20 protein-coding genes are annotated in these 21077 nt (G+C 61.7%); 8 read left to right on the top strand and 12 right to left on the bottom strand.

Annotated features, from left to right (window positions below; genetic code table 11):
• Nucleotides 1-66 precede the first annotated feature (66 nt).
• Nucleotides 67-1257: an efflux RND transporter periplasmic adaptor subunit gene (locus C3Y91_RS09190; RefSeq protein ID WP_018495560.1), complete on the bottom strand. Its 1191-nt coding sequence runs from the start codon at nt 1255-1257 to the stop codon at nt 67-69.
• A 46-nt stretch (nt 1258-1303) separates the two neighbouring features.
• On the bottom strand, nt 1304-2116 hold the full coding sequence (locus C3Y91_RS09185; RefSeq protein ID WP_018495559.1) for an alpha/beta hydrolase fold domain-containing protein: 813 nt from the start codon (nt 2114-2116) through the stop codon (nt 1304-1306).
• A gap of 164 nt (nt 2117-2280) precedes the next feature.
• On the opposite strand from C3Y91_RS09185, the gene C3Y91_RS09180 reads away from it, so the two are divergent.
• Nucleotides 2281-3192 carry a LysR family transcriptional regulator gene (locus tag C3Y91_RS09180; RefSeq protein WP_003561999.1) on the top strand — a complete coding sequence of 304 codons (912 nt, stop codon included), beginning with the start codon at nt 2281-2283 and terminating at the stop codon, nt 3190-3192.
• A gap of 266 nt (nt 3193-3458) precedes the next feature.
• Here the strand turns inward: C3Y91_RS09180 and C3Y91_RS09175 are convergent, their stop codons facing one another.
• Both C3Y91_RS09175 and C3Y91_RS09170 read right to left on the bottom strand, forming a co-directional pair.
• A complete protein-coding gene (locus C3Y91_RS09175) occupies nt 3459-4361 on the bottom strand; it encodes an SDR family NAD(P)-dependent oxidoreductase (protein ID WP_130662105.1) in 903 nt (300 codons plus the stop codon).
• Nucleotides 4362-4447: 86 nt separating this feature from the next.
• Complete coding sequence (locus tag C3Y91_RS09170) at nt 4448-5188, bottom strand: SDR family oxidoreductase (RefSeq protein ID WP_018073689.1); 741 nt, start codon at nt 5186-5188, stop codon at nt 4448-4450.
• A 121-nt stretch (nt 5189-5309) separates the two neighbouring features.
• Between C3Y91_RS09170 and C3Y91_RS09165 the strand changes: the two genes are divergently transcribed.
• The 3 genes from C3Y91_RS09165 to C3Y91_RS09155 are packed head-to-tail and all read left to right on the top strand — an operon-like array spanning nt 5310 to nt 7214.
• A complete protein-coding gene (locus C3Y91_RS09165) occupies nt 5310-6218 on the top strand; it encodes a LysR family transcriptional regulator (RefSeq protein ID WP_024319359.1) in 909 nt (302 codons plus the stop codon).
• 39 nt (nt 6219-6257) lie between these two features.
• Nucleotides 6258-6572 carry a hypothetical protein gene (locus C3Y91_RS09160; protein WP_018073687.1) on the top strand — a complete coding sequence of 105 codons (315 nt, stop codon included), beginning with the start codon at nt 6258-6260 and terminating at the stop codon, nt 6570-6572.
• 27 nt (nt 6573-6599) lie between these two features.
• A complete protein-coding gene (locus tag C3Y91_RS09155) occupies nt 6600-7214 on the top strand; it encodes a DNA-3-methyladenine glycosylase (protein WP_018073686.1) in 615 nt (204 codons plus the stop codon).
• 58 nt (nt 7215-7272) lie between these two features.
• Here C3Y91_RS09155 and C3Y91_RS09150 read toward each other — a convergent pair whose 3' ends face one another.
• The 4 genes from C3Y91_RS09150 to C3Y91_RS09135 are packed head-to-tail and all read right to left on the bottom strand — an operon-like array spanning nt 7273 to nt 10871.
• A complete protein-coding gene (locus C3Y91_RS09150) occupies nt 7273-8814 on the bottom strand; it encodes a DHA2 family efflux MFS transporter permease subunit (protein ID WP_168575265.1) in 1542 nt (513 codons plus the stop codon).
• On the bottom strand, nt 8807-10036 hold the full coding sequence (locus tag C3Y91_RS09145) for an HlyD family secretion protein (protein ID WP_168575264.1): 1230 nt from the start codon (nt 10034-10036) through the stop codon (nt 8807-8809). Before C3Y91_RS09145 ends, C3Y91_RS09150 begins: the two co-directional genes overlap by 8 nt.
• Complete coding sequence (locus C3Y91_RS09140) at nt 10029-10493, bottom strand: MarR family winged helix-turn-helix transcriptional regulator (protein WP_018073683.1); 465 nt, start codon at nt 10491-10493, stop codon at nt 10029-10031. The genes C3Y91_RS09145 and C3Y91_RS09140 overlap by 8 nt, the downstream gene beginning before the upstream one ends.
• Nucleotides 10494-10508: 15 nt before the next feature.
• Entirely contained in the window at nt 10509-10871 is a 363-nt protein-coding gene (locus C3Y91_RS09135) for a hypothetical protein (RefSeq protein WP_024319355.1), read from the bottom strand.
• Nucleotides 10872-11018: 147 nt separating this feature from the next.
• Between C3Y91_RS09135 and C3Y91_RS09130 the strand changes: the two genes are divergently transcribed.
• Both C3Y91_RS09130 and C3Y91_RS09125 read left to right on the top strand, forming a co-directional pair.
• A complete protein-coding gene (locus C3Y91_RS09130; protein WP_018073681.1) occupies nt 11019-12194 on the top strand; it encodes an efflux RND transporter periplasmic adaptor subunit in 1176 nt (391 codons plus the stop codon).
• Nucleotides 12191-15379: an efflux RND transporter permease subunit gene (locus C3Y91_RS09125; RefSeq protein ID WP_018073680.1), complete on the top strand. Its 3189-nt coding sequence runs from the start codon at nt 12191-12193 to the stop codon at nt 15377-15379. The genes C3Y91_RS09130 and C3Y91_RS09125 overlap by 4 nt, the downstream gene beginning before the upstream one ends.
• Nucleotides 15380-15481: 102 nt before the next feature.
• Here the strand turns inward: C3Y91_RS09125 and C3Y91_RS09120 are convergent, their stop codons facing one another.
• A complete protein-coding gene (locus C3Y91_RS09120) occupies nt 15482-16258 on the bottom strand; it encodes a metallophosphoesterase family protein (protein WP_018073679.1) in 777 nt (258 codons plus the stop codon).
• A gap of 164 nt (nt 16259-16422) precedes the next feature.
• Between C3Y91_RS09120 and C3Y91_RS09115 the strand changes: the two genes are divergently transcribed.
• Complete coding sequence (locus tag C3Y91_RS09115; RefSeq protein WP_024319353.1) at nt 16423-17550, top strand: acyl-CoA dehydrogenase; 1128 nt, start codon at nt 16423-16425, stop codon at nt 17548-17550.
• Between the two features lies 1 nt (nt 17551).
• Here C3Y91_RS09115 and C3Y91_RS09110 read toward each other — a convergent pair whose 3' ends face one another.
• Nucleotides 17552-18016 carry an RrF2 family transcriptional regulator gene (locus C3Y91_RS09110; RefSeq protein ID WP_024319352.1) on the bottom strand — a complete coding sequence of 155 codons (465 nt, stop codon included), beginning with the start codon at nt 18014-18016 and terminating at the stop codon, nt 17552-17554.
• Nucleotides 18017-18191: 175 nt separating this feature from the next.
• Nucleotides 18192-18980, bottom strand: coding sequence for an SDR family NAD(P)-dependent oxidoreductase (locus tag C3Y91_RS09105; RefSeq protein WP_024319351.1), 789 nt, complete (start codon nt 18978-18980; stop codon nt 18192-18194).
• 143 nt (nt 18981-19123) lie between these two features.
• Here C3Y91_RS09105 and C3Y91_RS09100 point away from each other — a divergent pair, with 143 nt between their 5' ends.
• A complete protein-coding gene (locus C3Y91_RS09100) occupies nt 19124-19891 on the top strand; it encodes a TIM barrel protein (RefSeq protein WP_024319350.1) in 768 nt (255 codons plus the stop codon).
• Here C3Y91_RS09100 and C3Y91_RS09095 read toward each other — a convergent pair.
• Nucleotides 19888-20907 (bottom strand): LacI family DNA-binding transcriptional regulator, encoded by a 1020-nt coding sequence (locus tag C3Y91_RS09095; RefSeq protein ID WP_024319349.1) that lies wholly within the window; start codon nt 20905-20907, stop codon nt 19888-19890. The genes C3Y91_RS09100 and C3Y91_RS09095 overlap by 4 nt on opposite strands.
• Nucleotides 20908-21077 lie beyond the last annotated feature (170 nt).

Below are 21077 nucleotides of genomic sequence, written 5' to 3'. Positions count from 1 at the left end.
TGGGAGTCGCCGGCGGGTCATATCATTTCGGGTATTGGCCTTCCCCCGGAGGGGAAGGCAAAGTCTTTACTGCGCGGTCGCGACCTTCTCTTCCATCTGAGGTGCGACGACTGCACCTGGACGGATGCGCTGCAGACCGTTGACGACGATCTTTTCGCCGACGTTCAGGCCGCTTTCGACAACCCGCTGGCCGTCGGCCAGCGTGCCGAGCTGGACCTGCCGATAGGCGACCTTGTTCTCACCATCGACGACGAAGACGAACTTCTTGTCCTGGTCCGTGCCGACGGCACGGTCGCTGATGACGATCTTGTTCTCGGCCTTCGGCTGACCCATGCGCACCCGCACGAACTGGCCGGGGATGAGACGTCCACCCGGATTATCGAAGACGGCGCGTACGCCGATCGTACCGCTTGATGCATCGACCTCGTTGTCGATCAGCTGCAGCTTGCCCTTGATCGGCGTGCCGCTGTCGGTCAGCGTACCGACCTCGACCGGGATCTGCTCGACGGCAGGCAGGGCGCTATCCGTCTGCGGAAGCTGGGCAAGCGCGCGCGTCACCATCTCTTCGCTGGCATTGAAGCTCGCATAGATCGGATCGACGGAAACGAGCGTCGTCAGCGCCGGCGAGGTCGAACCGGCCGCGACGAGGTTACCGGCGGTCACCTCGATCTTGCCGATGCGGCCGGAAACCGGAGCCCGCACCTGCGTATAATCGAGATCGAGCTGGGCCGACTGCAGTGCGGCCTGCGCCGAACGCAGCCCCGCCTGAGCCTCGGCCAGCGAACTCTGACGCTGATCGAGATCACTCTGGGAGATGGTGCGGTTGTCGGAAAGCCTGCGGCCGCGGTCGAGTTCAGTCTGCGCCAGGCTAACTTTGGCTTCGGCCGAAGCGACCTGGCCTTGCGCCTGCGCCACGCTCGCCTGGTAGGGGGCCGGGTCGATGGTGAAGAGCAGGTCGCCCTGCTTCACCAGCGCCCCTTCACGGAAAGCCACCGACAGGATGGCGCCGGCCACACGGGAACGCACCTGCACACGATCGACGGCTTCCAGACGGCCGGAGAAATTCTCCCAGGCCGTCACATCATGCGCCGCAACGACGGCCACCGTCACCGGCACAGCGGGAGCCTGTGCAGGGGCGGAAGCGGCCGTGGCGGTCGTGCTCATCGGCAATTCGAAAAACAATGCGGCGCCGGACACGGACGCAACAAGGCCTATGCCGGCGCCCACCAGGGCCCAGCGCTTCTTTCTGGACGTCATCGGTACTCTCCTTACGGCTCAAGGCCGCCGAAATATCAGGTCTTCTTCAATGCAATTGCGGTTGAACGCTTACGTCCCGAAGGAAGCTTCCGAAATGGCGGCTGACGTTTTCCTGCCAGTCGGGCGCTCCGTCGGATTTCCCACCATAAATCGAGGGCCAGCCCGTCCCGGCGGGAAGGACATGCTGGCGCACACCGACGCCGGCCTGTTTCAGGCGGGCACCGTAACCAATTGTCTCGTCGTGCAGAGGATCGTCCTCGGCAGTGAATATCAACGCCGGCGCGACGCCCGAAATACGAGAACAGAGGCAAGGCGCCGCATAAGGGTGGCAACCGCCGCCGCTCAGATAGTGGCTCCAGCCCTCCGTCCAGCGTTGGCGCATGCCGATGGCTTCGGCCTTGCGGATCGAGGACGTGCCCATGAAGGGATCGAGCAGCGGCGAAATCAGGATCTGGCCGTCGAGCGCGTCCGGCATCTGGTCGCGCGCCTTCAGCGCCACACCGGCGGCGACATTGCCGCCTGCTTCTTCGCCAGCGACGAAGAGCAACGATTTCCGGTCGCCGAGACCGGCGCGTTTGTTGGCGAGATAGGTGAAAACGGAAAAGGAGACTTCCAGCGCTTGCGGGAATAGGTTGCCGGACAGGCTGCTGTAGTCAGCAGCGACGACGATGGCGCCAGCCTTGGCGAGACTCATCGCCACCGGCCGGTCGACGTTCTTGTCGCTATCCAGAAACGCGCCGCCGTGCAGGTAAAGCACAATCGGCGGACCCTTGCCGTAATCGGCGCCCTGGTAGATGCGTGCGGAAACGGGGCCGATGGCCACCTTGTCCAGCATCATATCTTTCCATTCCACCGTCATGCTTCCGGTCTCTTTTGCGTCGGCCACAAGCAGACAACGCCTGCCGCTTGCATTTTGTACAAAAAAGATATTGTTATTCCAACCAAGGAATAAGAAGCTATATCGCGATAACACTGTTCCAGATCTCGAACAATGGTGCAACGCAAACTGCGGATTTGAAACCGATGGATCAGCTCTCGGCAATGCGCGTCTTCATTCGCGTCGTGGAGACGGGCAATTTCACCCGCGCCGCCGACATGCTCGCCATGCCCAAGGCGACGGTAACCAATCTCATCCAAGGCCTGGAGGCGCATCTGCGCACCAAGCTTTTGAATCGTACCACGCGCCGGGTGATGGTGACCACGGACGGCGCGCTTTATTACGAACGCGCCGCCCAGATTATTTCGGAACTGGAGGAACTCGACGGCAGCCTTTCCAATTCACAGAGCCTGCCGAGCGGGCGGCTCCGCGTCGAGATGGCCGGCGCTTTTGCCGATTGGATCGTCGTCCCCGCACTATGCGATTTTTATCAGCGTTATCCCGATATCCGTATCGACCTCGGTGTCGGCGACCGCACGGTCGATTATCTTGCAGAAAATGTCGATTGTGCGCTGCGGGCCGGCACGCCGGCCGACCAGTCGCTGATTGCGCGGCGCGTCTCCGAAGTCGAGATGATCACCTGTGCTTCGCCGAGCTACATCCAGAAATTCGGCATGCCCGAGCGGCCGGAAGATCTGGAGGCGGATCATTACTCCGTCAACTATTTCCGCGCCCAGAACAACCGGACGCTGCCCTTCGAATTTCGCCGGCACAACGAGGTGATCGAGACCAGTCCGCGTTACATCGCCTCGGTCAACGATAGCCGCACCTATCTGACGGCTGCGCTGACGGGTCTCGGCATCGCGCAGGTGCCGATCTTCATGGCGCGCGAGCCGATGGCAAGGGGCGAGCTCGTCCGCGTGCTGCCGGATTGGCGTCGCGATCCGCTGCCGCTCTATGTCGTTTATCCGCCGAACCGCCACCTCAGCAACAAGGTCCGCGTCTTCGTCGACTGGCTGGTGAAGCTTCTGGTCGAGGCGAGACTGAACGACGTCTGAGCGCCAAAACAAATACGGCCCGGAAGGCAGGGGAACCTTCGACGGGCCGCAATGTACAACTTTGAACATCAAGCCTGTCGCACGGTAGCAAGGGCGCGGCAGGCTCTGGAGGTTCGGAAGAGAGCGGCAGGGAATTCCACTCTCTCGCGATAAAACAGATATACGCACTCCCCGCAGGATTGTAAGAAAAAATTCCGCAATCGCGTTCACATAATTGCGATGAGGGCCTGGCTCCCATGTTTCCGCGCGGGGCGGCGGTCCAGGTTTCAATTCCTGACAGCCGGCTTCAGCAGGTCCTCGAGGCCGATGCGGCGGAACAATTCCGCCCGGACACGGTCGGCAACGCCGTTGACGATCTCCGCGCCGTCCTCGGACGGATCGATATGGACGCGGAACGGCCTCGTACCGAAGGGCTTGCCGACGACATCGACGATGGCGGCGGCTACCGCGCCGGCATCGGCGTCGGCCGGTTCAAGCGCTGCCAGGCCCTGCAGCGCCTGCTCCGGCACACCCTTGTAGGGTCCTTCATTATATTCGGCGGCGCGGGCAGTATCATCCGGCGAGCCGGAATGGGCGAAATGGTTGGTGCCCTTGGTGAAGGCGCCAGGCACGATGATCGAGGTCTCGATGCCCCAGCGGGTAAGCTCGCTGGCATAGGAGACGGCAAGTGAATCCATCGCCGCCTTGGCGGCGAAATAGGGCGAGAGATAGGGAGGCGTGCCGCCACGGCTGCTCGACGACGATACCCAGACCACCAAGCCCCTGCCCTGCCTGCGAAGATAGGGAAGTGCAGCGCGGTTCACACGCTGGGTGGAGAGCACGTTGACGTCGAAGAGCTCGGCGAACTGTTGCGGCGTGAAGGCTTCTGCCGGGCCGAAGGACATATGGCCGGCATTGTGGAGGATGACATCGAGGCGACCAGCATCGGCGATAATCCTGGCGATGCCTGATACAACCGAAGCGTCGGAGGCGACATCGAGTTCGACGCTGCGCAGATCGACATTATTGTCCTTGGCGAATTGAGCAGCGTCGGCGACGGCGGCAGCGTTGCGGCCTTCCGTGGCACGCATGCCGGCATAGACGGTGTGACCGGCCCTGGCCAGCGCGCGGGCGGTAAGAGCGCCGAAACCGCTGGAAGCGCCTGTTATGACGATGACTTGCTTGCTCATGATCGTATTCCTTCTAGGTTCGATTGGGGTTGGCTGAAGTGGAAGCTTGGGCGGGCGACGGCCGGAAGACCGTCGTCGGTCTTTCGTCAGATCACGCCGCCATTGGCGCGCAGCGTCTGGCCGTTGATCCAGCCGCCATCAGGGCCGGCGAGGAAGGCGACCGCAGCGGCGATGTCGTCGGGCGTGCCGAGACGCTCCAGCGGGTTCATCTTCGCCATCCGGGCAACGAGTTCGTCCGACTTGCCGTTGAGGAAGAGGTCAGTTGCAACGGGACCGGGCGCGATGGCGTTGACGGTAATGTTACGGCCGCGCATCTCCTTGGCCATGATCGCCGTCAGTGTTTCCACGGCAGCCTTGGTAGCGGCGTAGACGCCATAGGTTTCGAGCTTCAGGCCGACGACGGATGTCGAGAAATTGATGACCCGGCCACCGTCGCGCAGACGCTTGGCGGCTTCCCTGAGCGTATTGAAGGTGCCCTTCAGGTTGACGCTGATCTGGCGGTCGAAATTAACGTCGTCGGCCTCGGCAAGTGAAGACAGCATCATGATCCCGGCATTGTTGACGAGCACATCGACGCCGCCGAAGGCGGTTTCCGCAGCATCGAACATGCGGCGGACGGCTTCGACATCGCCGACATCGGCCTTCGCCGTCAGTGCCTTGCCGCCCGCCTGCTCGATCTTCTCAGCCAATTCCTCGGCCGGAGCGGCGTTGCCGGAATAATTGATGACAACGGTAAAGCCGTCTCTGGCGAGGCGCTCTGCGACTGCTGCGCCGATGCCGCGGGAAGCGCCAGTCACCAGTGCGACCTTGTTTTCGTTGCTGGCCATTTTCGTTCTCCTTCAGGGATGCGCCGCAGCGCGTTTTCGATGAGGAGAAGATGCCGCTTTTCTCTGGGCGGATAATCAGGCATTATCCGGCATCACTATCCGGGAATGACGAACAAACAAGATGGACAGATTCGATGCCATGCGGGTCTTTTCCCGCGTCGTGGAACGCCGCAGCTTTACTCTTGCGGCCGAAGATACCGGCCTGCCGCGCTCGACCGTCACCGATGCGGTGAAACAGCTCGAAGCCCGTCTCGGCGTGCGCCTGCTCGAGCGTACGACGCGCCATGTCAGCCCGACGCTCGACGGCGAAGCCTATTACCAGCGCTGCCTGTCGATCCTCGCCGATATCGAGGAAGCCGAAGGCGCCTTTGCCGGCGCCAAACCGAAGGGCATGCTGCGCGTCGACGTGCATGGCACGCTGGCCCGCCATTTCGTGCTGCCGAGCCTGCCGTCCTTCCTGGAGACCTATCCTGAGATCGAATTCTACATGAGCGAGGGCGACCGGCTGGTCGACCTGGTGCGCGAGGGCATTGACTGCGTGCTGCGCGTCGGCACGCCTCAGGACAGCGACATGATCGCCCGGCGCGTCGCCATGCTTGTTGAGGTGACACTCGCCTCCCCCGCCTATATCGCCCGTCACGGCCAGCCGCAGCATCCGAACCGGCTTGCCGGCCATCGCATGGTCGGCTTCCGCTCCAGCGGCACCGGCAGTCTGCTGCCGCTCGAATTTATCGTCGACGGCGCAGTAGCCAACATCGGCATTCCGGCGACCGTCGCCGTCAATGCCGCCGAAAGCTATATTTCAGCGGCCAAGCTGGGCCTCGGCATGATCCAGATCCCGCGCTATCACGCTGAAAAGGATCTGGCCGAAGGCACGCTGGTCCAAGTGCTGCCGGATTTTCCGCCGATGCAAACACCGGTGTCCCTGCTCTATCCCCGTAACCGCCAGCTTTCGCCGCGCGTACGCGTCTTCATCGACTGGCTGGTGAAGGTCTTCGCTCGACAAAATTCTGAAAACGCGCTTCACTAAAATGCGCTTTGCTAATATGAGCGCCCTCGGAGAACGGCCATGGCACTCAACGATATCACCGTCTACCAAACGGAGGACGGCTTCGTTGTCGAATTCGGCGGCGAAGGCGAAGACAGCGTTGCAGTGACGCTGCGCAGCACGCCTGAACTGACGCCGGAAAACGCCGTCTTGCGGGCCAAGGCCCTGCTCGCAGCGGCGATCGAACCTGCCCATGGCGACAGCGCCCGCGGCAAGGATCCCGCTTTGCTCGAAGAAGAGCTGGAGGAGGGTCTGGAAGATTCTTTCCCCGCGAGCGACCCCATCTCGGTCACCTCATCGTCGATCCCGATGCGCGATCCGAATGCCGGCCGTTAGACGCGGCTTGGCAGATCGGCAAGGGGAATGCTATCGGCGTTCATCATGACGGATGCAACGACGAATGGCGCGATCGGCGTCGGCGCACTTGCCGGCGAAAGCCTCAGAAAATTTTTCGAGCGCGATGCGATCACCGTCTCTCGCGACCTGCTAGGCTGCCATCTGACCGTGGATGGCGTCGGCGGACGCATCACCGAGACCGAAGCCTATTTCCCCGATGACGAGGCCTCGCACAGCTTCCGCGGCCCGACCAAGCGCAACGGCGCCATGTACGGCAAGCCGGGCAACGTCTATATCTACCGCATCTACGGCATGTACTGGTGCCTGAATTTCGTCTGCCATCCGGGCTCGGCTGCCCTCATTCGCGCCCTGGAGCCGGAAACGGGAATCCCTGTGATGATGGCGCGGCGCGGCACCGATATGCTGACGTCGCTCTGCAGCGGTCCCGGCAAGCTCTGCCAGGCGCTCGGCATCGATATAACGATCAATGACAGGCTGCTCGATCGCCCGCCCTATGTGATCGCGCCGTCCGCGCCCGTGCCGATCGTCTCGGGAAAACGCATCGGCATCACCAAAAATGCCGAAGCACCATGGCGCTTCGGCATTCAGGGATCGCGATATCTCAGCAAGCCGTTCCGCTAGAACATGATGCCGAAAAGTGCGACGCGGTTTTCCCCGGAATTGCGGCAACGCCTGGAGTTCACTCCATCACCGCGCTGTGGTCGATGGCAGGCGCTGCCTTGGGTTTGCGCAGCAGGAGCACCAGCGGAATGACCGCAAGCGACATCAGCATCAGCAGCTTGAAATCGTCCATATAGGCGATGATCGTCGATTGCAGCGTGATGATCTCGTTGAGTGACGCGCGTCCGGCCGCCGTCAGCGGGCTGAGCCCCTGCGCCGCCGCCGCGTTGAAGGCGTGGTTGAACGGCGTCACATAGGCTGCGATTGATTCATGATTGCTCTGTGTGTTTTCGACGATCAGCGCCGAGACGATCGAGATGCCGACCGACGAGCCGATGTTTCGCGACAGGTTATAGAGGCCGGTGCCGTCGCCGCGCATATGGGCGGGCAGCGTGGCAAAGGCGATCGTCGTCAGCGGCACGAACAGGAAGCCGAGGCCGGCGCCCTGGATGAAACCGACGGAGACGATCGTCCATTGTGAGACATCGGGCGTCCAGCCGGTCATGTCGTACATCGCCCAGGCGGTAAGACCGAGACCGAGCACCAGCAGCAAGCGCGTATCGACCTTGCCGATCAGCCGTCCGACGATGAACATGCAGAGCATGGTGCCAAGCCCGCGCGGCCCCATCACGATGCCGGCGGTGATCACGGGATAGCCCATCAGCGTTTGCAGATAGGGCGTCATCAGCGCCAGCGAAGCGAGATAGGTGATGCCGATCACGAAGATGAAGATCATGCTGATCGAAAAATTCTGGTCGAGAAACAGCTTCGGGTTTACGAAGGATTTCTCCGCCGTCAGCGTATGCACGACCAGCAGATAGAAGGCGGCAGCGCAGATCAGCGCCTCGATGACGATCTCGCCCGAAGAGAACCAGTCGAGCTGCTCGCCGCGGTCGAGAAAGAGCTGCAGCGCGGCGATGCCGAGGCTCATCATCCCAAAGCCGAACCAGTCCAGCTTGGCAAGCAGATCCCGCTTGGTCTCGGTGACGAAGACGACGATGCCCATGAAGGCGAGCGCGCCGATCGGCACGTTGATATAAAACACCCAGCGCCAGCTGATATTGTCGGTCAGCCAGCCGCCGATGACAGGCCCAAGCACCGGCCCAACCATGACCGAGACGCCGAAAAGGGCCATGGCCGAGCCGCGCTCCTCGACGGTATAGATGTCGAGGAGGATGCCCTGGGAAAGCGGCACCAGCGATGCGCCGAACAAGCCCTGCAGCAGGCGGAAGGCGACGATCTGGTTCAGCGATTGCGCAAGGCCGCAGGGGACGGAAGCGACCACGAAACCGACAATGGCGACGAGCAGCACGCGCTTGCGGCCGAACTTGGCGGCAAGGAAGCCGGAAGGTGGCGTCATGATCGCCGCCGCGACGATATAGGAGGTCAGGACCCAGTTGATCTGGTCGGCCGAGGCCGACACGCTGCCCTGGATATAGGGCAGCGCCACGTTGGCAATCGTCGTATCGAGCGCCTGCATGATGACAGCGAGGATGACGCAGGCGGTGATCGCACCCCGATTGGCAATCGGGGCTGCCGGGGAAGCGGGAGCGTTACTCATCACCCTTGCCCTGAGGCCGGCCCAGAAGTGCGTTGACGAAATCGGGCAGGCCGCGGACGTGGCCGGTCTCGACATCGACGACCGTGCTCATGCCGACGCGAAGCGGCGGCTTGCCGTCCGTGTCCTCGATGCTGACGCGCATCGGAATGCGCTGGACGACCTTCACCCAGTTGCCCGTGGTGTTCTGCGCCGGCAGCAGCGAGAAGCTGGAGCCGGAGGCCGGGCTGATGCTCTCGACCTTGCCCTTCCAGACCACACCCGGATAGGTGTCGACGGAGATATCGGCCGTCTGGCCGGGCTTGACGTAAGTGAGTTCGGTTTCCTTCGGGCTGGCGGCGATCCAGAGATGGTTGGTGCCGACGAGCGAGAAGGCCTGCTGCGAGGCTTCCAGGTAGGAGCCGACCTGCAGCGCGTTGACGTTGGTCACGATGCCGTCGAACGGCGCCTTGACGACGCTGTGGTCGAGTTCGCGCTGGGCATTGTCGACCTGCGACTTGGCCTGCAGGTAGAGCGGGTTTTCCTCGACCGGCTGGTCGGCATTGCCGCCGAGTTGGGCGAGCGTCGTTGCGGCTTCCGCCTTGGCGACGGCAACCTTCTGCTGTGCGGCTTCCAGATTGTGCTTGGCTTCGTCATAGGCCGACTGCGTCGCGCTGCCGTTGTTGACGAGGTTTTGCTGCCGGTCGAACTGATCCTGATAATAGGGCAGATCGGCTTGCGCCTGCGTGATCTCGGCAAGCGATTGCTGATAGCTGGCCTTGAGATTCATGATCTGGTTGCGCTGCGCGCCGAGCTGCGCCTTTGCGCCATCGAGCGCGATCTTGAAAGAATCCGACCGCAGGCGGAAGAGCACCTGCCCCGCCTTGACCGCCTCGTTCTCATGCACGTTGATCTGGTCGACGATGCCCGAGACATCGGTGGTAAGCCCGACCATATCGGCCTGGATATAGGCGTTGTCCGTCGACATCACCTGACCACCATTGACGTAATAGTAACCGCCGACGACGAGCGCCACCGGCAGCAATGCAAACAGGATCGGCCGCGTGAGACTGCGCCGGCGGCGGACCTTGTTGCCGCCAGGCGCAGCCACGGCGGCAGCCGGCGCTGAATTGGATGAAGGCGCTTCGGCTACCGTTTCCTGCTGTTTCGCTTGGTTTTCTTCGACAGGAGTCGTGATCTTGGCATTGGCGTCGGCAACGACGCGGAGGGGAGATTGATCAGCCATCGTTCGTCTCATTCTCGTCAACCGGGCTCCGGCATGCCTGAACCAGGTTCGTCTTCATTACGGATAGGATGTGGAAAAGCTGCTCGCGCTGCTCGGCCGAAACGCTTTGCAACGCTTCTGCGCGGGTGGTGTCACCGAGCTCGCGCATTTCGGCGAGCAGCGGGTGCGCCTCGTCGCGCATGTAGAGCAGCCAGATGCGCCGGTCGGTCGGATGCTGGCGGCGCTCGATCAGCCCGCGTTCGGCGAGCTTGTCGAGAATGCGCACCAGCGTGATCGGCTCGACTTCGAGGATTTCGGCAAGGCCGCCTTGGTGAATGCCTTCGTTATTCGAGAGATAGGCAAGCGTCTGCCATTGCGACCGGGTCAGCCCAAGGCACTTCGCGCGTTGCTCGAACCGCTTGCGCAGCAGCCGTGCGACATCGTGGAGAAGGAAACCGAGGGTCGGAGTGGCGTTCATGAAAACCTGTAACCGTTATTTATAAGCATACTTATAATATCGGTAGATATATTGAGCATGCGCCTTGTACAAGGGCATGAACGGCAGATTCAACGGCAGCGGCGAAAATGCCGCAGACTGGGTCAAGCATATCTGCGGCTCCTCCCTTTCTCTCGCGCCGACGAGATCGACGATGATGTCTTTCACATGCTGGAACAGGAGCTCGACTGGGGCCGAACTCGCCGCCCTGCCACCCCGGCAGAGACGAGATCGTCGAGAGCTGATGCCCTCTGTGACGTTTTGATGGATTCCGGAATCGTTACCAATTGGCATTTGCAATTTTTCGCCGCTGCCGTTTATAGTCCAATTCCATAGGGTTACGATTTTTCCGATGTGCATTGCGTGCCGGCCTTCCTTTTCCAGGGGATTGAATGCCGGGGGAATCACGGGGGCAGAGACCCTCGTTCAAAGCAGCAAGACATGAACAGCATCACTTCATCTTGAGGTTGGCGGCAGTGAATCGGCCGTCGAGATTGGAGGACCGGTATGACTTACGCGCTTCGACAGATGGTGGTGCTTGGCTGTATTGCCGCATTCATGCCTCTCCCCGCGCTGGCCCAGAGCGCCCCGCCGCCCCCGCCCGTCACCGTCGCCAAGCCTGTCGTGCGCGATGTCGTCGACAGCGACGAGTTCATCGGCCGTTTCGAGCCCGTCGACGAAGTCTCCGTCCGTTCGCGCGTCGGTGGTTACCTGCAGGAAATCCATTTCCAGGACGGCGCCCTGGTCAAGCAGGGCGATCTGCTCTTCGTCATCGACCAGCGGCCGTTCGTAACCGCGCTCAATCAGGCAAAGGCAGCACTCGAAGCCTCGCAATCCGCCCTGGTCTTTGCCGATGCGCAGTATAAGCGCGCGCAATCGCTTGCTTCGAGCGGCAGCCAATCGGCGCAGACGCTGGACGATCGTCGCCGCGAATTCGATTCGGCCCAGGCCAATGTCCGCGGCGCCCAGGCTGCCGCCGATCGCGCATCTCTCGACATGGAATATACCGAAATCAAAGCGCCGCTCAGCGGCCGTATCGACCGCCGGCTGATCTCCGCCGGCAACCTCGTGCAAACCGACCAGACCATTCTCACGACGATCGTTTCTCTCGACCCTATCGATTTCTATTTCGACGTCGATGAGCGCCGCCTGCTGAATTTCGCCGACACGGCGCGCAAGCTGGGCAAGGATCTCCAGCAGGGCGGTGGCGGACTGGATGTATCCGTCACGATCTCCGATCCCAATGCCAAACCATTCAAGGGAAAGCTCGATTTCGCCGAGAATCGGGTCGACAATGAGAGCGGCACCATTCGTCTGCGTGCCCGCTTCCCCAACCCCGATCTCGTCCTTCAGCCCGGCCTCTTCGGTCGCATACAAGTCGAAGCTTCCAACACCTACCAGGCCATTCTTGTCCCCGACGAGGCGATCGGCTCGGACCAGAATGAGCGCGTTGTTTATGTCGTCGCCGAAGACGGCACGGTTTCGACCAAGCCCGTAAGGCCCGGACCGCGTCTCTACGGCTACCGGGTCATACGCGAGGGCCTTGATGGCACCGAGACGATAATCGTCAACGGCCTGATGCGCGCCCGGCCAGGTGCAAAGATCACGCCTCAGATGACCGAACTGCCGCAGGAGCGGCAGGACACTGCGCCCGAAACCGCCGGCGCGGAGAGCGGACAATGAGATTTGCTCATTTTTTCGTGGACCGGCCGATCTTTGCGGCCGTGATCTCGATCCTTCTTCTCGTCGTCGGCGGCATTGCCTATACGCAATTGCCGGTATCGCAGTATCCGGAGATAGCGCCGCCGACCATCGTCGTGCGCACCTCTTACCCGGGTGCCGACCCACAGACGATCGCCGATACCGTTTCGACGCCGCTCGAACAACAGATCAACGGCGTCGAAGACATGCTTTATATGTCTTCTTACTCCAGCGCCGACGGCGCCATGTCGCTGACGATCACCTTCAAGCTCGGCACCGATCTCGACAAGGTCCAGGTGCTCGTCCAGAACCGCGTTTCCATCGCCCTTCCCCGTCTTCCCGAAGAAGTCCAGCGACTTGGCGTGACCACCGACAAAAGCTCGCCGGATCTGATGATGGTGGTGCATCTGCTTTCGCCGTCGCACCGCTATGATCAGCTTTACGTCTCGAACTACGCCCGCAACCGCATCCGCGACGTTCTCGTGCGCCTAGACGGCGTCGGCGACGTGCAGATCTTTGGCGAACGCCAGTATTCGATGCGAATCTGGCTGGATCCGGAAAAGCTCTCCGCCTACGGGATGACGTCAGATGACGTCGTCTCCGCATTGAGAGACCAGAACGTTCAGGTATCAGGCGGCAAGATCGGTGCCCCACCCGTCACCGGCAAGAATGCATTCGAATATACGGTGCGAACGGACGGCCGCTTCTCCGACGTGCGCGAGTTCCGATATGTCATTGTGAAATCGACGACTTCGGGCCGGCTCGTGCAGTTGCAGGATGTCGCCCGGATAGAACTCGGCGCACAGGATTACGTCACCAACAGTTATCTCAACAACGATCCCGCAGTTGCTCTCGGCATCTTCGCCCGGCCGGGAACCAACGCCCTGGACACGGCCCATCAAGTCCAGACGCTGATGAAGGACATATCCCAGAATTTCCCGCCGGGTCTGGAATATCGTATCGTCTACGACACGACTGAATTCATCTCGGATTCGATCACCGAGGTCTATAGAACCATCGCCGAAGCGGCCATCCTCGTAGCAATCGTCGTTCTTGTCTTCCTGCAATCCTGGCGAACCGCGATCATTCCAATCATTGCCATCCCGGTATCGCTGATCGGCACCTTCGCCGTCCTGCTCGCCTTCGGCTTCTCGCTCAACATGCTCACCCTGTTCGGTCTCGTGCTGGCGATCGGTATCGTCGTCGACGACGCGATCGTGGTGGTGGAAAACGTCGAGCGCAATCTGGCACGCGGCATGACGCCGAAGCAGGCGTCCCATGTCACGATGGACGAAGTCGGAACCGCCGTCGTCGCCATCTCGCTGGTGCTAATCGCCGTGTTCGTGCCGACAGCCTTCATTCCAGGTATCTCTGGCCAGTTCTACCGGCAGTTCGCGGTCACGATCTCCGTCACCACTGCAATTTCCGCATTGAATTCGCTCACACTGTCGCCCGCGCTCGCAGGCATATTGCTGAAAACCCATGACCACGAAACCAAGCGCACGAATGTCGCATCCCGTCTGGGAAGAGGGCTTGCAGACGGCTTCAATCATGGATTCGATCGGCTGAGTTCCGGCTATTCGTGGACCGTTCGGCATCTGGTCAGCAGTTGGGTAGGGTTGACAGCCGCGATGGTCACCTTCGTCTGCCTGCTGGGAGCAACCTGGTATATGGGCACGAAAGTTCCCGCGGGCTTTATCCCGACCATGGACCAGGGTTACGCCATCATCGTCATACAGCTACCGGACGGCGCCTCGCTCGCCCGTACCGATGCCGTCGTCAAACAGGTGGGCGATATCGCCCGCACCGTGCCCGGCGTCGGCAATGCCGTGCAATTTGCCGGCTTCAGCGGAGCGACATTCACCAATGCCTCGAATGCCGGCGTCGTCTTCGTCCCGTTCAAGTCCTTCGCCGAACGTGAAGAAGGCGGGGAGAACGCCAACAAGATCATCGGCGAGCTTTACGGCAAGCTGCAAAGCATCCAGGAAGCCTTCATCATTGCCATCCCCCCGCCATCCGTGCGTGGCGTCGGCAATTCCGGCGGCTTCAAGATGCAGATTTCCGATCTCGAAAACGCCGACATGACGCGCGTGCTCGGCCTCGCTCGGCAGATGATGGGTGCGGCGGCAACGACCGAGGGGCTGACCGGCGTCTTTACGACATTCTCCGATGCAAGCCCGCAATATTTCCTGGCGATCGACCGCGACAAGGCGCGTTTCCTGAATGTGCCGATTCCCAATATCTTCAACGCCCTTTCCATCAATCTCGGCGTCGCCTATGTCAACGACTTCAATGCGTTCGGCCGCGTCTACCAAGTTCGCGCCCAGGCCGACCGGCAATACCGCATGGACCGGGAAGACATCCTCGCCCTGAAGGTCCGGTCGGCGACCGGGGCGCTGGTTCCGCTTGGAACCTTGATGGACATCCAGGATGCCAGCGGCCCGGCGCTTGTCCAGCGCTACAACATGTATGTCTCGGTGCCGCTTCAGGGCAATCCGACGCCAGGCACGTCGACGGGCGATGCCATCGCCAAGATGGAAGCGCTGGCAGCCAAGATCCTGCCGCAGGGGACCACCTTCGAATGGACGGAACTTGCCTATCAGGAGACCCACACCGGCAACACCGCCATCTATATCTTCGCCCTGTCCGTCGTCTTCGTCTTCCTGGCGCTGGCGGCACAATATGAAAGCTGGGTTCTGCCCCTGGCGATCATTCTCATCGTCCCGCTGGCGGTGCTCGCGGCATTGATCGGTGTCTCGCTGAGGGGAATGGACAACAATGTCCTGACGCAGATCGGCCTGATCGTCTTGATTGGCCTTGCGGCCAAGAACGCCATTTTGATCGTCGAGTTCGCCAGGCAGGCGGAAGACGAGGGCAAGTCGCCGGTGGAGGCGGCCATCGAGGCCAGCCATCTTCGCCTGCGCCCGATCCTGATGACGGCATTCGCCTTCATCTTCGGTGTTCTGCCGCTTGCCATCGCCACCGGCCCCGGCGCCGAAATGCGCCAGTCGCTCGGCACCGCCGTATTCTCGGGCATGCTCGGCGTGACCTTCTTCGGCCTGTTCCTGACGCCGGTCTTCTACGTCGTGCTGCGCGGCTGGCGCCGCAACCGCCCGGCCACTGTAGAACCAGCGAAGACAGAGCCGGTCGAGGAAGGGGTCGTCTGAGACGATCCCGCCCGGCTCTGCAGCGCCGCGCGTCTTTTCAGACGCGCAAAGGACGCTGCAACGCTTTGAATCGACGCATCGGCTGGGAAACAGGCACAGAAGTCAGGTCGAAAACAGATGGACCTTGCCCTGCCACAAGCGGGCGACGGTGAGCTTGCCGCTGCGAAAGGCGCGCGTATCGAGATTGAGCCGCCTCGGCCGTATGTCGGGTTCGTCGTTCGGCGTATGACCGTGAACGACGAGTTTCGGCAACGGCACCCGGCTTTCGAGAAACCGCTGGCGGATGAGCACCAGATCCTCGTCCGTCTGCTCGCTGAGCCGCAGCTTCGGATTGATGCCGGCATGCACGAAAATCACGCTCGGGGTCTCCAGCAGCACGGGCATCGCCCGCATGAAATCGATATGCGTCCGCGGCAGCGACTGGCGGATGAAGGCATCGAGCTTCGCGCCGGAGGGAAAGACCAGCGGCAGGTGCTCCGGATCGAGGCCATAGGATTTGAGCGACTCCGCTGACCCCATCTGCATCCAATCGTCATAGGAGATCCAGCCGTCGACATAGTCGAGCATGGCGACTTCGTGATTGCCGGCAAGGCAGATGCGGTCGAATCCATCTGGCGGTGGCTCCATAAGATGGGCGATCACCTGTGACGATTCCGGGCCGCGGTCGATATAGTCGCCGAGCGTGACGATCAGCTTACGCCCGGGCAACTGCGCGCCATCACGCAGGATCGCCTCTTCGGCTTTCACAAGCAGATCGTACCGACCGTGAATGTCGCCGATCGCATAGGTTGGAATAGCGGCAAGATCCAGCGTCAGGCGCGGTCTCGGCTGGCGTGCCATTTTCGAAACCTCGCTGTTGCGAGCACGAGAGTCGCTCATCATATTTCTCGATCAAGGAAGCCCCACCTAACCGTAAGTAGAGTGAAGGACAAGGCAATCAAGCTGGTAAGAAAATTCAAAGCACCCGCGTTTTGTAGAAAAACCGGCCTTATCATTCGAGGGGCAATCCCTCACTCCTGTATCCGTCGAGAAAAGAGTGACCGATGGGAACGGTATCGCAGTTTCATGAGAGCCTGAGGCCTCCCGCGCATCGCATCGAAAGCGAAGAGGAGGCGATATCCACGGCCCGGGGCCTCGCCGCCGCATTCCGGCATCAGGCGAGCGAGCGCGATATCAACCGCATCCTGCCCTTTGCCGAGCTTGATGCGCTGTCGGTATCGGGACTGACGGCAATCACTGTTCCGCCAGACCATGAAGGGCTCGACGTGTCGAACGCCCTGCTCGCCGAAATCGTTGCAATCATCGCCGAGGGCGATGCTTCGATCGGCGAGGCGCTGGAAAATCATTTTTGCGCGCTGGAAACGCTCCGCACCCAGGCTGCCGAGGATTTGAAGGCATCGCTGTTTGCCCGTGTGCTGCTCGGCGACCGCCTTTCAGGCGCCGCCTTCACCGACGGGGCCGAACTGACCGCCGAAGGCCCAGGCTACCGCCTGAGCGGGCGCACGCGGCAGGCACCCGGTATTCTATTCGCCGACTGGATCGCCGCTGCCGCCACCGCTCCGCCCAGCCGCCCGGTGACACTCTACCTCGCACGCACCGACGAAGGCGTGCAGGTGGTCGACGATTGGGATGGCTTCGGCCAGCGCACCAATGGATCGGCGACGGCGATCGTCGGCACGCTTCACGTCAATGCAGATGCGATTGTCCCTGCCCCCTCGTCCGGATATTCGACCGGCATCTCGCTCGGCCTGCTGCTGAAGGCGGGCGTTAGCCTGGGCATCGCCCGGGCTGCATGGAGCGACCTGATGACCGCGATCGGCGATCCCAGCACGCCCGTCCTGCCCGGGATCGGCAAGCACGCCATCCGCATCGAAACGACGGCGGCAGCCTTGGAACGGGCTGGCCGCAAACTCGACATTGCCCAGGTCAATCCTGTGGAGGCCGCAATGGCGGACGCACATTTTTCCGCCTCGGCCGCCGCAATCCTTGCCGGGGAAACGGCACTCGACACCGCAAACGCGCTGTTTGAACTTGCAGGAGAAACATCGGCCGGCATCGGCCTCAATCTCGACCGCCATTGGCGCAATGCCCGCATTCACGCGCTATCGCTGCCGCGGGATAAGCTGTTGCACACCGCAGGCGAATATATGTCGAAGCCCGGCAGGCTCTAATTCAGCTGGCCGCGGAGATTGGGAATTCTTCCTTCGCGCCTTCGACGCGGCCGCCGTCGGCGACGAACTGCTCGAGGGTCATATTGTCGAGAATGGCGGCGATCGCGTCCCGAACATCGGTCATCGAGCGCCGCACCTGACAGGTTTCCGGATCGGCACAGTCGTCGCAGGCCTCGTAAGCCGTACGGCTGGCGCAGCGGATCGGCGCTAAGGGCCCGTCGAGCGTGCGGATGACATGGCCGATGCGGATTTCAGAGGCCGGCCGCGACAGGGAATAGCCGCCGCCCGGCCCCTTCTTCGAGCGCAGGATGCCGACATTGCGCAATTCGAGCAGGATCGTATCGAGAAACTTCTTCGGGATATTGTTACGGGCGGCGATGTCATTGATGAAGGCGGTCTCGCCCGGCGCCAGCCGTGCCAGGTCGACCAGCGCCTTCAGCCCGTATTTTCCCTTTTTCGTCAGCATCGTCGTCGCCTTGTAGAAATCGCAGTATTTATCCTGCCAATAGCAGGCAAATAGCGTCAAAAGCGTGAACATACAACAAAATAGCTATTATTTATAGCTTGTATCGGCAACGTCCACAGAAACGCCCGGCAGCCTCGAGAAAGACCGGCCGCCGCGCGCTTTCCGACCTCTTCGGTTAGATCGTCTTCAGCATGCCGCCATCGACGAAATAGGTCGAGCCGATGCAATAGCTCGCACGCTCCGAACTGAGGAAGACAAAGACGTTGGCCAGTTCCTCCGGCGTGCCGAACCGTTTGGAGGCGGCGTGCTCGTTGGCGACGCTCTGCAGATAGCCTTCCCAGTTGCCGCCGGTTTCCGCCGTCAATTGCTTGGCGGTCTTGATCCAGTCGGGCGTCAGGATAAGGCCGGCATTGACGCAGTTGACGCGGATATTGTCCTTGATGAGTTCGGTCGAGAGCGTCTTCGAAAACATCATCAGCGCCGACTTGCTGACATTGTAGATCGGCTCGTACCAGAGCGGCTGGACGGCGCAGATCGAGGCGTTGTGCAGGATCGCACCGCCGCCCCGTTCCTTCATCTGTGGCGCGATGCCGCGCGCCAGCCGCACGGCGGCCATCACATGCAGGTCCCAATAGTCCTGCCACTTCTCGTCGGGCGCCTCCATCACCGTCTCGTTCGATCCGGTGCCGGCATTGTTGATGAGGATATCGGCGCCGCCTTTTGCGGCCGCCGCCGCGATGATCGCCTCGGTTCCCCCAACCGTCGCCACATCGGCTGCGACAGCCGCGGCGCTGACGCCGTACTTATCGGCGATACGGGCGGCTTCCGCCTCGAGCCGTACGCCGCCGCGTGCTGCCAGCACGAGGTCGGCGCCCTCAGCCGCCAGCCCCTCGGCGATCGCCAGTCCGATGCCGACCGACGCACCCGTTATGACGGCAGTCTTTCCCTTCAATCCGAGATCCATGTCTTCCTCCGCAAACGGCCGGAGATCCCGGCCTGATGTGCTGAGTGTTCCGCCAATGAACACCGGGCGTCAAGCGCCCGCGCTCCTCTTGCGGCAGACGCCGATCTGTCGCATGCCTGCATCAACTGATGGGAGGAGTTTTCATGCGACGTTATTCAGCCTGCATAGAGTGGCTGTTTGCCGAAGAGGGCGACAGCTTTCCCGATCGCATCCGCCGCGCCCATGCGGCCGGCCTGACGGCGATCGAATTCTGGCGCTGGACCGACAAGGATCTGGACGCGATCGAGGCGGCGCTGAAGGAAACCGGCCTTGCCGTCTCCAGCCTCGTCGCCGAACCGATGATCGCGCTGACCGACGCCGCCAACCGGCAGACCTGGCTGAAAGGTCTTGCCGAATCCGTCACTGTCGCAAAGCGCCTCGGCGCGCCGGTGCTGATTGCCCAGGCGGGCGACGATCTCCCGGGCCTGACCCGCGAAGAACAGCGCCGGGCGATCACCGAAACGCTGAGAGCGGGCGCCGATATCCTCAAAGGCAGCAGTGTGCGCCTCGGCGTCGAGCCGCTCAACATTCGCATCGACCATGTCGGCTATTTCCTCGATTCAACCCGCGAAGGCCTCGACATCATCGATGCCGTCGCCCGCCCCGAGATCGGTATCGTCTACGACATCTACCATTCCGCCGTCATGGACGAGAGCACCGAGGAGGTGCTTGGCTGTCGCCTCGACCGCGTTATCCATGTCCATGTCGCCGATCATCCCGGTCGCAACGAACCGGGCTCAGGCAGCAGCGACCTTGCCCACCGCCTCGGCTGGATCTTCGCTAATGGCTATAACGGTGCAGTCGGTCTGGAATACCGGCCGACAAAGCCGGGTGCGGACGCCGTCAAGGCAGCGATCGCTTCGCTTGGCTAGGCATCGGCAACGTCGAGGCTCACAGCCACCTTGCAGGGGCCGGCCGAGCGGCGTTCGATGATCCGCGAGGCGATCATGATGCGTCGCGCCGGCATGCCCGGCAGGCGTGGATTCTCGATGCGTTCGAGCAGCAGACGTAGGCCGACGGCGCCACACTCCTGCCCCTCCATGCGCACCGTCGTCAGCGCCGGCGAGATCTGCGTCGCCGGCGAAAAATCGCCGAAACCGACGACCGAGACGTCGTCGGGAATGCGGTATCCCTGACCGAGCAGTTCGGACACCACGGTCAGCGCTAACCCATCATGGGCGCAGAAGAAGGCCGTTGGCCGGATGCCCCTTTGCTTCAGTGCCTGGTAGGCCGTCGCGAAGCCGTTCTGCTCGTCGAACTGCATAACGTGTAGGGTAACATCGGAATAACGTTCGGCGACTTCGCGGGCACCGTAATAGCGCTCCTGCCGCCCCCGAAAGCCCGGCGTGCCATAGACATAAACGATCGAGCGATGGCCGAGACCGGCCAGATATTCGATCACCGCCTGCCCCGCCTCATGATCCGTACCCGTCACCTGGTCGGCCTGCTCCAGCGGATCGACCCAGCCAAAACGTACGATCGGAACGCCCGTGGCACTCGCCGCCGCCACTGCCTCGCGGTCATGGGGGCCGACGAGGATCAGTCCGTCACATGCGCGTGCCAGCTCTTCCAGCTGCCCCTGATTATGGGTCCAGCGGAGGCGCAGCGTCATGCCCAGCCGGTGCGCCTCGCGCTGCACGCCGTTCTGAACCTGCATATAAAGCTCGCTATTGACGGCATCCAGGTCGTGAAAGACCACGGCGACCTCGCCTGCAGCACCCTGCCCGGCTGGCCTCGTATAGCCGAGGCGCTGCGCCGTCTCGCGGATCAGTGCGCGCGTTTCCTCGCTGACGCCGCTCTTGCCGGCAAGCGACCGCGACACCGCATATTTCGACAGGCCGACCTCCCGCGCGATCGTCTGCAATGTAACCCGGCCTCTGCTTCCCACGTGGCACCCCTACATTCGGTTGATGGGACGCTGGCTATATCAACCGCATCCCAAAAGGAAATTTTCGCACTAACGAAAACATAACGCTTTACCTAACAATATCCAAATGTAATCTTTCCCTCATCCCAAGCCCAACAGCAAAATAATGAATAAGGGCACGGATTTTTGGA

This window comes from Rhizobium ruizarguesonis, assembly GCF_012349115.1.
GTDB classification, from domain to species: domain Bacteria; phylum Pseudomonadota; class Alphaproteobacteria; order Rhizobiales; family Rhizobiaceae; genus Rhizobium; species Rhizobium ruizarguesonis.
This window is presented reverse-complemented; position numbering and strand designations above follow the sequence as displayed.